10 protein-coding genes are annotated in these 12,447 nt (G+C 63.5%); 9 read left to right on the top strand and 1 reads right to left on the bottom strand.

The features are described from left to right. Positions 1–165 precede the first annotated feature (165 nt). The gene (locus tag AB5Y50_RS09630; protein WP_010672766.1) at positions 166–948 is read right to left on the bottom strand and encodes a LuxR family transcriptional regulator; all 783 of its coding nucleotides are present in this window, start codon (positions 946–948) and stop codon (positions 166–168) included. 64 nt (positions 949–1,012) lie between these two features. Between AB5Y50_RS09630 and AB5Y50_RS09625 the strand changes: the two genes are divergently transcribed. From AB5Y50_RS09625 to AB5Y50_RS09585, 9 genes are all read left to right on the top strand, one after another. Beyond that, complete coding sequence (locus AB5Y50_RS09625; protein ID WP_279992781.1) at positions 1,013–1,642, top strand: acyl-homoserine-lactone synthase; 630 nt, start codon at positions 1,013–1,015, stop codon at positions 1,640–1,642. A 233-nt stretch (positions 1,643–1,875) separates the two neighbouring features. Then, positions 1,876–2,775: a LysR family transcriptional regulator ArgP gene (locus AB5Y50_RS09620; RefSeq protein ID WP_279992780.1), complete on the top strand. Its 900-nt coding sequence runs from the start codon at positions 1,876–1,878 to the stop codon at positions 2,773–2,775. 86 nt (positions 2,776–2,861) lie between these two features. Further along, positions 2,862–4,883: an exoribonuclease II gene (locus AB5Y50_RS09615; RefSeq protein WP_041212288.1), complete on the top strand. Its 2,022-nt coding sequence runs from the start codon at positions 2,862–2,864 to the stop codon at positions 4,881–4,883. A 644-nt stretch (positions 4,884–5,527) separates the two neighbouring features. Continuing rightward, entirely contained in the window at positions 5,528–7,456 is a 1,929-nt protein-coding gene (locus AB5Y50_RS09610; protein WP_102983736.1) for a PTS mannitol transporter subunit IICBA, read from the top strand. 37 nt (positions 7,457–7,493) lie between these two features. Then, on the top strand, positions 7,494–8,639 hold the full coding sequence (locus AB5Y50_RS09605) for a mannitol-1-phosphate 5-dehydrogenase (RefSeq protein ID WP_319873660.1): 1,146 nt from the start codon (positions 7,494–7,496) through the stop codon (positions 8,637–8,639). 97 nt (positions 8,640–8,736) lie between these two features. Beyond that, on the top strand, positions 8,737–9,258 hold the full coding sequence (locus tag AB5Y50_RS09600) for an MltR family transcriptional regulator (protein WP_010672759.1): 522 nt from the start codon (positions 8,737–8,739) through the stop codon (positions 9,256–9,258). Positions 9,259–9,352: 94 nt separating this feature from the next. After that, positions 9,353–11,143, top strand: coding sequence for a sodium:proton antiporter (locus AB5Y50_RS09595; RefSeq protein ID WP_045523088.1), 1,791 nt, complete (start codon positions 9,353–9,355; stop codon positions 11,141–11,143). Between the two features lie 69 nt (positions 11,144–11,212). Continuing rightward, positions 11,213–11,461 carry a hypothetical protein gene (locus AB5Y50_RS09590; protein WP_010672757.1) on the top strand — a complete coding sequence of 83 codons (249 nt, stop codon included), beginning with the start codon at positions 11,213–11,215 and terminating at the stop codon, positions 11,459–11,461. 81 nt (positions 11,462–11,542) lie between these two features. Continuing rightward, positions 11,543–12,447 (top strand): IS1595 family transposase (locus AB5Y50_RS09585; protein ID WP_210600941.1); only part of this gene is annotated, 905 nt, incomplete at its 3' end.

Here is a 12,447-nt window from a genome sequence, read left to right as displayed (position 1 = left end):
AAACCGGGCCGAAACCACACAAAGAAGGTTGTCAATTGCAGGATCTGACAATTGTGGGGTCACAGCCCCGCCCCGAGAATCGGCGGCAGGATGGGACGGCGCAGGACAGCGGTGATGGCGACAGAGGGGATGCCAGGCGACGAGCCGGTGCCGCCGGGCCTGTATTCACTGCAGAAGGGAGGGGAAGTTGGTGACCACCACCTGCTCCAGGTTCGGCAGCAGGATGCCGCTGCTCACCCCCTTGGCGATGGCCTGGTAGCGGTTCATCGACCCCGTCTTGCGGGTGACCTGATTGAGGTGGTAGTTCACGGTGCGCTCCGTGATGCCGAGGATGCAGGCGATCTCCCCCGATGTCTTCCCTTCGCTGGCCCAGAACAGGCACTCGGTCTCCCGCTCCGTCAGGGGTTCCTGGGGATCGTCCTCCCTCATGCTCTGGCGCACGATCCGGATCGCCGCCTCGAAGATGTAGTTGGACATCCAGGAGAGGATGGGCGAGGACTCCAGCATCAGATCGCTCGACGCCCGCTCCCGGGTGATGAAAGAGAGTATGCCGTTCTCCCCCGCCGCCCCGTGCAGCGGGAACGAGATGCCGTTGCGCAACCCGAATTCCGCCGCCAGCCCCATCACATCCATGCTCCCCTCTTGCAGGAAGCGCGCCTTCTCGTCCAGCCGATTCCAGTAGATGGGCAGGGTCTGCCTGCGGGCGAGCTGGATGATGGGATCGCAGGCCAGCATGTTGTTCAGGGTGTAGGCCTGTACCCAGGAGTCGGGGCACTGGTTGAACAGCACCACCTTGGGCCTTTGCATCGACATGGGCAGGATGAGGGCGAAGCGGTAGTAGTCGTAACCCATTCCCAGGGTGAAGCGGCCGATGAGCTCGGACAGCCGGTTGCCATCGGTCACCAGCGTGAAATGTTCCAGGTACTCAAGCAGTTGGTCGCGTGTCATAGGCAAGCCTCCCCTGGCCAAGGCCTTGGATTATAGCGCCTAACCATGAAATGGAGAGACATGAATGCTTGTTTTCAAAGGAAAATTGAAAGAACACCCCAGATGGGAGGTCGAAAACGAGCTCTACCGATTTCGCAACCGCGTCTTCTCCGATCGACTCGGTTGGGACGTGGAATCCCGCCGTGGCCTGGAGCGGGACAACTTCGACAAGCCCGACACCCACTGGGTGCTGATTGAAGACAAGCAGGGGCTGTGCGGCTGCATCCGCCTGCTCAGCTGCGCCCAGGATTACATGCTGCCCAGCATCTTCCCCACCGCCCTCGCTGGCGAAGCCCCGCCGCGCGGCAACGACGTGTGGGAGCTGACCCGCCTCGCCATCGACGCCGACCGGGCCCCTCGCCTGGAGAACGGCATCAGCGAACTCACCTGCGTCATCTTCCGCGAGGTGCTGGCCTTCGCCAGGGAGCAGGGGATCCGCGAGCTGGTGGCCGTGGTCAGCCTGCCGGTGGAGCGCATCTTCCGCCGCCTCGGCCAGCCCATCGAGCGCCTCGGCCATCGCCAGGCGGTGGATCTGGGGGCCGTGCGCGGGGTCGGTATCCGCTTCCACCTGGACGAGCGTTTCGACCGCGCCGTCCATCGCCCCCTGCAGGGCCATTACCGGCCGGCGGGGGATGCTCTGCTCGCCGTCATCTGAGCAAAAAAAGTCCCGGGACCGGCCCGGGATTCAAGACGCTCGCTATGGTCCGTTTCCACCCCATGCAAAAACGGACCGGGTGAGTATCTTATGAATCTCACGCCAGGACAACTGTCACATCTCACAGGGGCGGCCCCGGGCACCGGCCCCCTCCATGGGGGCGGTCAGGTTGTCCTCTGGCGCTCCCTTGAGTAGCATTCTTGCTGAACTCCCTTTTTTCATAAGGAATGCTGATGAAGACGCTGGACTACAAGCTGCTGCTGGCCCTGGACGCGGTGATCCGGGAGCAAAACTTCGAGCGTGCAGCCCAGCGCCTGCACATTACCCAGTCCGCCATCTCCCAGCGCATCAAGCAGCTGGAGCAGCAGTTTGCGGAGCCGCTCATCATCCGCAGCCAGCCGCTGCAGGCCACGGGGCTCGGCCAGAAGCTGCTGGCCCACTATCGCCAGGTGCGCCAACTGGAGCTGGAGCTGGCCGGCGAGCTCTCCCCCGACGAGCCCAGGGCCCCCATCCGGGTCAGCATCGCCGTCAATGCCGACAGCCTGGCCACCTGGTTCCTGCCCGCCCTGGCACCACTGCTGGAGCAATACCCCATCGAGCTGAACCTGCTGGTGGATGACGAGAGCCGCACCCTGGACCGGGTGCGCGAGGGGCTGGCGTTCGGCGCCGTCAGCCTGCAACCCCAGCCGCTGGCGGGCTGCTGCGTCGACGAACTCGGCGAGATGCGCTATCTGCTCACCGCCAGCCCCGCCTTCGTCGCCCGCCACTTCCCGAACGGCCTCACGGCGGCGGCCCTGGCCAAGGCGCCGGCGGTGGCCTTCGATCAGCGCGACGACATGCACATCAGCTACATGGCCCGTCATTTCGCCCTCCCCCCCGGTGGCTACCCCTGCCACACGGTGCGATCCTCCGAGGCCTTCGTCACCATGGCGGAGCAGGGGCTGGCCTGCTGCCTCATCCCGGAATTGCAGATCCGCCAGCAACTGGAAGAGGGGCGCCTGCTCGATCTCAACCCGGATCACCACCTGGTCGAGCAGCTCTACTGGCACCGCTGGGTGCTGGAGCGGGGGCTGCACAAGCAGATCTCCTTGCGCCTCATCCAGCAGGGACGCCGGGCACTGCAACCGCGCTGAGGGGGCCGTTCACCTTGGCTTTGGGGGGGTAAAAACGTATAGTGCTGGGCGATTAACCATCAGGTCTCCACTCAGGTTCCCCATTTATGTTCCAAGACAATCCGCTGCTGGCCCAGCTCAAGCAACAAATCCGCGAAAACATCCCCAAGAAAGAGGGTGTGATCCGCGCCTCCGATCGGGGCTTCGGCTTCCTGGAGGTCGATGAGAAGACCAGCTATTTCGTGCCGCCTCCCTACATGAAGAAGGTGATGCACGGTGACCGGGTGAGCGCCCTGATCCGCACTGAAAAAGAGAAAGAGGTGGCCGAGCCGGATGCCCTGCTGGAGCAGGCCGTCACCCGCTTCGTCGGCCGCGTCAAGATGTTCCGCGACCGCCTCAACGTGGTGCCCGACCACCCCCTCATCAAGGACGCCATCAAGGCCCGCGCCAAGAAGGGTCTGGACGAGAAATCCTTCAAGGAAGGGGACTGGGTGGTCGCCACCCTCAAGCGCCATGCCCTGGTGGACGGCAACTTCTCCGCCGAGATCACCCAGCTCATCGCCACCCAGGAAGATCACAACGTGCCCTGGTGGGTGGTGCTGGCACGCCACAACCTGGCCCAGATTGAACCGGCGGACCTGCCGGAGTGGAAGGTGATCGAAGAGGAAGAGCTGCCCCGCCGGGATCTGACCCAGGTTCCCTTCTTCACCATCGACGGTGCCAAGACCAAGGACATGGACGATGCCCTGGCCATCACCAAGCTGGAGAACGGCTGGGAGCTGCTGGTGGCCATCGCCGACCCGACCGCCTATGTGGCCGAGGGGAGCGAGCTGGACAAGGAGGCCGCCCAGCGCGCCTTCACCGTCTACATGCCGGGACGCAACGTACCCATGATCCCGCGCACCCTCTCCGACGAGCTCTGCTCCCTGAAAGAGGGCGAGGAGCGCAACACCCTGTGCGCCCGTCTGCTCATCGCCGAGGACGGCCTGCTGCTGGAGGAGACCGAGTTCTTCGCCGCCCGCATCAATTCCCATGCCCGTCTCAGCTATGACGACGTCTCCGACTGGGCCGAGCACGGCAAAGCGCTGGATATCGACGCCGGCGTCCTGGCCCAGTTGCCCCTGATGAAGGCGATGACGGAGGCCCGCATCAAGTGGCGTACCGAGCACGCCCTGGTGTTCCCGGACAGACCCGACTACGACTTCGAGCTGGGTGAAGACGGCGAAGTGCTGGCCATCCACGTGGAGCCGCGCCGCATCGCCAACCGCATGGTGGAAGAGTCGATGATCGCCGCCAACATCTGCGCCGGCCGCGTGCTGGGCAAAGAGGTCGGCTACGGCATCTTCAACGTCCACACCGGCTTTGACGAGGAGTCCCTGGACGGCGCCATCGAGCTGCTCAAGACCGCCGAGGCCCCGTTCGAGAAGGAAGAGATCGCCAGCCTCTCCGGCTTCTGCGCCCTGCGACGCTGGATAGACAACCTGGACACCCGCTGGCTGGACGGCAAGATCCGCCGCTTCCAGAGCTATGCCCTGATGTCCGCCGAACCGGGTGCCCACTACGGCCTGGGTCTGGATGCCTACGCCACCTGGACCTCCCCCATCCGCAAATACGGCGACATGGTCAACCATCGCCTGCTCAAGGCGGTCATCGCCGGCAAGACCCCGGGTGAGCGCCCCAGCCTGGAGCTGACCGAGCACCTGACCGCCTGCCGCCGCCTGCACCGCATGGTGGAGCGCGACATCGGCGACTGGCTCTATGTGCGCTACCTCAAGGCCGATGCGGGCACCGACAAGGTGTTCAACGCCGAGATCATCGACGTGATGCGAGCCGGCCTCAAGCTGCGCCTGCAGGAGAACGGCGCCGTGGTGTTCATGCCCGCCCGCCATATCCTGGACAACAAGGATCGGCTGGAGTGCAACTGGGACAACGGCCGCGTCTATCTGGACAAGACCGAGGTGGTCTACGAGCTCGGCCAGATCATCGAGGTGAAGCTGACCGAGGCGGTGGAAGAGACCCGCTCCCTCATCGCCAAGCCGGCGGTGGAGCTGGTACCTGGCCCGGCGCCGGTCGCCCCGACCAGCGAGGCCGATGCCGCGCCTGCCGACGAGGCCCCCAAGGCGCAGTGATCCCCCTGCTTGTCTGCTCTGCACAAGCCCGCATCCTGCGGGCTTTTTTTATGGCTGCGCTCCACGGGCAGACGGAATGGGAGACCCGCTCGCAGGCCCCAGCCTGCGTCGCTACCGGCAGGGAGGAGCGAGACGGGAGCGGATCAGGATCCGCCACCCGGGCGTCACAAGAGGCCTTGTCGGAACCGATCCTCTCGGGGAAAAAACTGAAAGTGGGTTACAAAATAAATGATTCATTGGTGATTAACGATGAACTGCGGCATATCCATCGTCATTACTTGCGAATACGAGGCGACAAACCATGACTCATTTGAGTGCAAAATTTGATTTTGTGACGACAGTCACGTTGACACCGTATTTGCGCAAACCACAAAACGAGACATCAATCACAAAAAATTGACACCAAGAGGCGAGAAGATCGAAATGTAGCCGAAATACAGCGACTGACTGTGATCGTCATCACTATGTCGGGAGGGGGGAGGTCGGGGTATTTGAGATCCAGGTCACAAGACACCCCGTTTTCAGCCTAATTTGATCGCAAGCTGGTAGATTGAAGTTGCTTAGACGACAGGGATGGCGGTTCGGCAAAACCGGCCAGCCCGACTACCACTTTTAATCACACAGGCTTAAAACGGGGTCCCGACATGTTATCACCGGATACCAAAGTCAAGATACAGAATTTTGGACGCTTCCTGTCCAATATGGTCATGCCCAACATAGGCGCCTTCATCGCCTGGGGCTTCATCACCGCCCTCTTCATCCCCACTGGCTGGCTGCCCAATGAAACCTTGGCCAAGCTGGTCGGTCCCATGATCACCTACCTGCTGCCGCTGCTCATCGGCTATACCGGCGGCAAGCTGATCGGGGGTGACCGGGGTGCCGTGGTCGGTGCCATCACCACCATGGGCGTCATCGTGGGGACCGACATCCCCATGTTCATGGGCGCCATGATGGTCGGCCCGCTGGGTGGCTGGGCCATCAAGCGCTTCGACAAGGCGATGGAAGGTCGCGTCAAGAGCGGCTTCGAGATGCTGGTGAACAACTTCTCCGCCGGCATCATCGGCATGTTGCTCGCCATTCTCGCCTTCTTCGTCATCGGTCCCTTCGTCAAGGTGCTCTCCGGCGCCCTGGCCGGTGGTGTCGACTTCCTGGTCGCCCACAGCCTGCTGCCGCTGACCTCCATCTTCGTCGAGCCGGCCAAGATCCTGTTCCTGAACAACGCCATCAACCACGGCATCTTCTCGCCGCTCGGGATCCAGCAAGCCACCGAACAGGGCCGCTCCATCTTCTTCCTGATCGAAGCGAACCCGGGTCCGGGCATGGGCGTGCTGCTGGCCTACATGGTGTTCGGCCGTGGCGCCGCCAAGCAGTCCGCAGCCGGTGCTTCCATCATCCACTTCTTCGGCGGCATCCACGAAATCTACTTCCCGTACGTGCTGATGAACCCGCGCCTCATCCTGGCGGTGATCGCAGGCGGCATGACCGGGGTCTTCACCCTGACCCTGTTCAACGCCGGTCTGGTCTCCCCCGCCTCCCCGGGCTCCATCTTCGCCGTGCTGCTGATGACGCCGAAAGCCTCCCTCATCGGGGTGTTGCTCTCCATCGTCGCCTCCGCCACCGTCTCCTTCCTGGTCGCTGCCGTGTTCGTCCGTGCCCAGCAGCCGGAAGCCGACGAGGCCGATGCCCTGGGTGAAGCCACCCGCAAGATGAAAGCCATGAAGGGTGCCAAGCCCGAGACCACCGCCGCCAAGAAGCCGGAAACCGAGCTGACCGCAGTGCGCAACATCGTCGTCGCCTGCGATGCGGGCATGGGCTCCAGCGCCATGGGCGCCGGCATGCTGCGCAAGCGGGTGCAGGCCGCCGGTCTCGACATCAGCGTCACCAACCGTGCCATCAACAACCTGGACGATCAGGTGGATCTGGTCATCACCCACAAGGATCTCACCGACCGTGCCCGTCGCCATGCGCCGCATGCACAGCACATTTCGCTGACCAACTTCCTCGACAACGCCCTCTATCAGGAGCTGGTGCAGAACCTCAGCCTGGCCAACGCGGCCAACGATGACGTCGCCAACCCGCAACTGCTGGTGGCGGCCAACGACGACAGCTACGAGCCGCAGGAGCCGGAAGTTTTCACCCTGAGCCTGCAGGACGTGCACCTGGGCCTCAAGGCCGAGAGCAAGGAAGCGGCCATCGTGACCGCCGGCAAGCTGCTGGCCGAGCGAGGCTATGTGGCACCGGACTACGTCGACGCCATGCTGGAGCGCGAACAGCTGGTCTCCACCTACCTCGGCGAATCCATCGCCGTGCCCCACGGCACCATCGCCGCCAAGGAGCACGTGAAGCGTACCGGCATCGTCATCTGCCAGTACCCGGCCGGAGTCGCCTTCGGCGAGGGCGCCGATGAGGTGGCGCGCCTGGTCATCGGCATTGCCGCCCGCAACGATGAACACATACAGGTCATAACCCGCCTGACCAATGCACTGGATGAGCCCGGTCTCGTCGACCGTCTGGCCAGCACCCAGGATCCCCAGGAGTTCCTGGATCTGCTGGGGGCCGAGCAGGCCGCGTAATCATCCGTCATCGTCTTTGGTTGTAGAGGTTAATATCATGAAAACATTGCATTTTGGTGCCGGCAACATCGGTCGGGGCTTCATCGGCAAACTGCTGGCTGACGCCAGCCATCAGGTCACCTTCGCCGACGTCAACGAGACCCTGATCGACCAGCTCAACCACCGCCAGGAGTACAAGGTGCACGTGGTGGGCACGGATCAGAAGCTGGACGTGGTGCGCAACGTTGCCGCCGTCAGCTCGGCCGGACACGAGGTCATAGCCCGTATCATCACCGCCGATCTGGTCACCACGGCGGTCGGCCCCAACATCCTGGACAAGATTGCCAGCACCCTGGCCAAGGGGCTGCAGGCCCGCTTCGATGCCGGCAACCAGACTCCCCTCAACGTCATCGCCTGCGAGAACATGGTGCGCGGCACCAGCCACCTCAAGGAGGAGGTACTCAAGTACCTGCCGGTCGCGTATCATGCCACCCTCGAGCAGTGCGTCGGCTTCGTCGACTCGGCGGTGGATCGCATCGTTCCACCCGCCGCGGCGAACGACGATCCCCTGGAGGTGACGGTGGAGAGCTTCAGCGAGTGGATCGTCGATCGGACCCAGTTCAAGGGGGAGCTGCCCCAGGTGGCGGGCATGGAGCCCACCGACAACCTGATGGCCTTCGTCGAGCGCAAGCTGTTCACCCTCAACACCGGCCACATCGTCACCGCCTACCTCGGCAAGCTCAGGGGCTATCGCACCGTGCGCGAGGCGATCGAGGATCCGCTGATCCGCAGCAAGGTGCGCCGCGCCATGGAGGAGAGCGGGGCCGTGCTGGTGAAACGCTACGGCTTCGACCCGCGCCTGCACGCCGCCTACATCGAGAAGATCCTCTCCCGCTTCGCCAACCCCTATCTGGTGGACGAGATTGACCGGGTCGGTCGCCAGCCGCTGCGCAAGCTGGCGGCGGGGGACAGACTGGTGAAGCCGCTGCTCGGCACCCTGGAGTACGGCCTGCCGAGCGATCACCTGCAGGAGGGCATCGCCGCCGCACTGCATTACCGCAATGAGGACGATCCCCAGGCGGTGGAGCTGCAGGCCATGCTGGCGGAACTTGGTCCGGCACGGACACTGGCCCGCGTCACCGGCCTGGATGAGCACAGCGATGTGGTACGCACCATCGTCGCCCGTTACAACAACTTGAAGTGACCTGATGGGGTGGCGTCACACCGCCCGTGACGGACCCCATACGATACAAACCGGGGGAGGGCCTGCTCTCCCCCTGTCAGCCGGACCCGAAGCACTTATGACCACACACCAGGAAGATGAAGTACTGGAGCGACTGAACGAGCAGGATGGCCCCCGCGGCTTCTTTCTCGAGGTCGTGACCATCCTGGAAGAGGCGGTCGACTCCCTGATGCGGCGAGCCTTTCGTCAGGAGGAGTATGCCGTCAAATACGCCATCGAACCCCTGCTCAACCAGAGCGGCCCCCTCGGCCAGCTGGAGGTGCGCCTCAAGCTCATCTTCGCCCTCGGCCTCATCTCCCTCGAGCGCTATCAGGATCTCGAGGCATACCTGAAGATCCGCGACTTTCTGGTACGCGACCCCAAGGATTACCGCTTCAGCGACAAGCCGGTCCGCGATCTGCTCGAGCGCCTGAATGCCATCCAGCAGGGCAGCATGATGCCGCAGGATCCCCCGGCCAACGAGGAGGACTGGCCCCTCTACCAGATGCAGCTCAACCGGCTCGATCAGATGGTGCGCTCCGCCCTGGTGCTGGCGGTGACCGATTGCGTCACCGAACTCCACAAAGAGAGCCCCATCTGATCTGAGCGGCTCTCCCCTGCACGCCTGGCGGGTGTCATCTTGCACCCCTTCCCCGCTACACTAGGTCCAACCCCATCACCTGTACGAGGTTGGCATGATTGCTCTATCCCTCGCCGGAATAGCCCTCATCTCCCTGCTCGCCCAATGGCTTGCCTGGTCCGTGCGCGTTCCCGCCATTTTGTTCCTGCTGCTGAGCGGCCTATTGCTCGGCCCGGTGACCGGTCTGCTCGATCCCGATCAGTTGCTGGGGGATCTGCTGTTTCCCCTGGTTTCCCTCTCGGTCGCCATCATCCTGTTTGAAGGAGCGCTGACCCTGCACCTGACCGAACTCAAGGGGATCGGCAAGGTGGTACGCAACCTCTGCTCCACCGGCATGGTGACCAGCTTTGCCGTCATCGGCGCCGCCAGCTACTTCCTGCTTGGGCTGGACTGGCGGGTCGCCATGGTGCTCGGCGCCGTGCTGGTAGTGACCGGCCCCACGGTGATCGCCCCCATGCTCAACGTGATCCGCCCGGTCCGGGAGGTGGACAAGATCCTGCGCTGGGAGGGGATCGTCATCGACCCCATCGGCGCCCTGTTCGCGGTACTGGTGTTCGAGGCGGTGCGCCTCGGCAGCCAGGGAGATCTGGTCGGTCATACCCTGCTGGCCCTGGCCAAGACGGTGGGAGTGGGGTCGCTCATCGGGGTCGGTGCCGGCTGGCTCACCACCCTGCTCATCCGCAAGGACTGGCTGCCGGTCAGCCTGCACAAGTTCGGGGTACTGGCGCTGGTGCTGGTGACCTTCACCCTGTCTGACTGGCTCAGTCACGAATCCGGCCTGCTGGCGGTGACCGTGTTCGGCATCTGGCTCGCCAACCAGGAGGGGCTGGATCTGGAGGAGGTACTGGCCTTCAAGGAGGATCTCGCCGTCATTCTCATCTCCTCCCTCTTCATCCTGCTGGCGGCCCGCCTCGATCTGGCCCAGCTCTGGCAGCTCGGCCCCATGGTGCTGGCCCTGCTGTGCGTGGTGCAGTTCGTGGCCCGCCCGCTCTGCATCCTGGTCTCGACCCGGGGGTCGGACCTGCCCTGGCGCGCCCGCGCCCTGCTCGCCTGGATAGCCCCCCGGGGCATAGTGGCGGCGGCGGTCAGCGCCTCCTTCGCCATCAGCATGCACGAGGCCGGCATCGAGGATGCCGACAAGCTGGTGCCTCTGGTGTTTGCGGTCATCATCTTCACCGTGGTACTGCAGAGCCTGACGGCCACGCCATTGGCCAGATTGCTCGACATGCGCCAGAGCGCCCCCAATGTCTGGCTGCTCATCGGCGCCAACTCGGTGGCCCGGGCCATCGGCAAGGCGCTGGCGGATCAGGGGATCCCGGTGCAGCTCTCCGATCCTGCCTGGGAACACTGCAAGCTGGCCCGCATGAGCGGCCTGCCCTGCTACTTCGGCAACCCCCAGTCGGAGCACGCCGAGCGGCACCTGCCCCTCACCAGCATCAGCACCGTGCTGGCGCTCTCTCCCAGCCGCCACAACAACGCCCTTGGAGTGCTGCACTTCGCCCACCTCTACGGAGAGGAGAAGGTCCACTCCCTGCGTTCCAGCGAACAGCACGGCAAGGCCAACCGGGAGAGCGCCACCTTCCGTGCCCGCCAGAACCTGTTCGGTGCCGACATCAACTTCGCCAGGCTGAGCGGCCTGCTGAGCCGGGGCGGGCAGATCAAGGCGACCCGCCTGAGCGACACCTTCGACTGGGACCAGTATCAGGAGGCCAATCCCGGCGCCATTCCTCTGTTCGTGCTGGATGCCAGGGCCAGACCCAGGGTGGTCACCGGCCCTGTCACACCGCTGCCCGGGGAGCTGCTGATCGCCCTGCAACCGCCCCGGGAGGGGGCGACGGCGCCCTGATCCAATGACGGCGCCACCGGGAAGGAGAACTAGACTTGAGGGTGGCGCCATGAGTCATAGGAGGATGTCATGACAGTCAGTGAATTGCGCGCGCTTCACCAGCAGCACAGGTTCAAGGAGGCGGAGATCATGCACGACATCGTCTCCCCCGGCTGGATCGTGGAGTTCAGGGGGCAGGACGGCCACCTCTACGTGATGACGGACACCCTGGGGTGCCCCATGAGCTTCTCGTCCACCGAGGAGGCACGGGACCACATCCACCTGGTGGCCGACTGCCCCGTCCAGGTCGAGCACCTCTACCGCTTCTTCGAACGCTGAGCACCCATCGAAAAGGCGCTGTCCCAATTACATGTTGAAAGGCTAACCTTGAAGTAGGTCATCACCCTGAGGGCCTCCATCATGGATACCCAAGCCTTTCAACATCTACTGTCTCTCTTTCCACAGCTCACCATGCGCCAGCGTCGCCTCGCGCAACATGAACTCACTACCCCTCACCCAATCACCTCGCTGGCCGCTCAACTCCCCGCTTGTCGATGTTGCCCTCACTGTCAGGCCGAGGCTACGCAGTTGGCTCCCTGGGGTTGGAGTCGAGGGCTGCGTCGTTATCGCTGCAAGCAGTGTCTACGCACCAGTTCCGTTCTCACCAAGACGCCTCTGGCTCGACTTCGCAAGGCACAATGCTGGGAAGACTACGCCCAGGCCCTCATCGACGGTCTGACCGTCCGACAGGCTGCCGTCCGCTGCGGAGTCTGTAAAAACACCGCCTTCTTGTGGCGTCACCGCTTCCTGAAAGCCATGGCGAGTCACCAGGCGGCACGGGAAGGGGGTATCGTCGAGGTTGATGAGACCTTCTTCTTGGAGTCGTTTAAAGGGCAACGTGGTTTGCCCCGCCCGGCCCGCCACCGTGGGGGCAAAGGCCGTACCCGAGGCACAGGGCCGGATTACATCCCGGTGATGGTGGTTCAGGACCGGGCTGGTCACCATGCGGATTTTCAGTTGGAGAAAATGAATGCCGAGACGGTGATAGCTGTTTTGACACCCCTTGTCTCGTCAGATGCGGTGTTGTGTAGCGACGGCGCCGGGGTGTATGCCAGTTTCAGCAAAGCGCAGGGAGTGACCCATCAGGTCGTGCGCAATCGCCAAGGCGAGCGTGTGGTTGGCGCGTACCATATCCAGCATGTAAACGGATATCACCGTCGGTTGAAAGAGTGGATGGAGCGGTTCCATGGGGTAGCGACCCACTATCTGAGAAATTATCTGGGTTGGCGAAGGATGTTGGAGCGCTACGGGCGGGAAGTGAATGT

The organism is Aeromonas sp. s6 (assembly GCF_040907815.1).
Classification (GTDB): domain Bacteria; phylum Pseudomonadota; class Gammaproteobacteria; order Enterobacterales; family Aeromonadaceae; genus Aeromonas; species Aeromonas caviae.
Note: the sequence above shows the minus strand (reverse complement) of the source record. Positions and strands in the feature narration are given on the sequence as shown.

Excerpts from the sequence above, each read along its gene's own strand:
- AB5Y50_RS09590 (WP_010672757.1), top strand. The coding sequence starts at position 11,213 with ATGACAGTCAGTGAATTGCGCGCGCTTCACCAGCAGCACAGGTTCAAG.
- AB5Y50_RS09605 (WP_319873660.1), top strand. The coding sequence starts at position 7,494 with ATGAAAACATTGCATTTTGGTGCCGGCAACATCGGTCGGGGCTTCATC.
- AB5Y50_RS09615 (WP_041212288.1), top strand. The coding sequence starts at position 2,862 with ATGTTCCAAGACAATCCGCTGCTGGCCCAGCTCAAGCAACAAATCCGC.
- AB5Y50_RS09610 (WP_102983736.1), top strand. The coding sequence starts at position 5,528 with ATGTTATCACCGGATACCAAAGTCAAGATACAGAATTTTGGACGCTTC.
- AB5Y50_RS09600 (WP_010672759.1), top strand. The coding sequence starts at position 8,737 with ATGACCACACACCAGGAAGATGAAGTACTGGAGCGACTGAACGAGCAG.
- AB5Y50_RS09595 (WP_045523088.1), top strand. The coding sequence starts at position 9,353 with ATGATTGCTCTATCCCTCGCCGGAATAGCCCTCATCTCCCTGCTCGCC.
- AB5Y50_RS09620 (WP_279992780.1), top strand. The coding sequence starts at position 1,876 with ATGAAGACGCTGGACTACAAGCTGCTGCTGGCCCTGGACGCGGTGATC.
- AB5Y50_RS09625 (WP_279992781.1), top strand. The coding sequence starts at position 1,013 with ATGCTTGTTTTCAAAGGAAAATTGAAAGAACACCCCAGATGGGAGGTC.
- AB5Y50_RS09630 (WP_010672766.1), bottom strand. The coding sequence starts at position 948 with ATGACACGCGACCAACTGCTTGAGTACCTGGAACATTTCACGCTGGTG.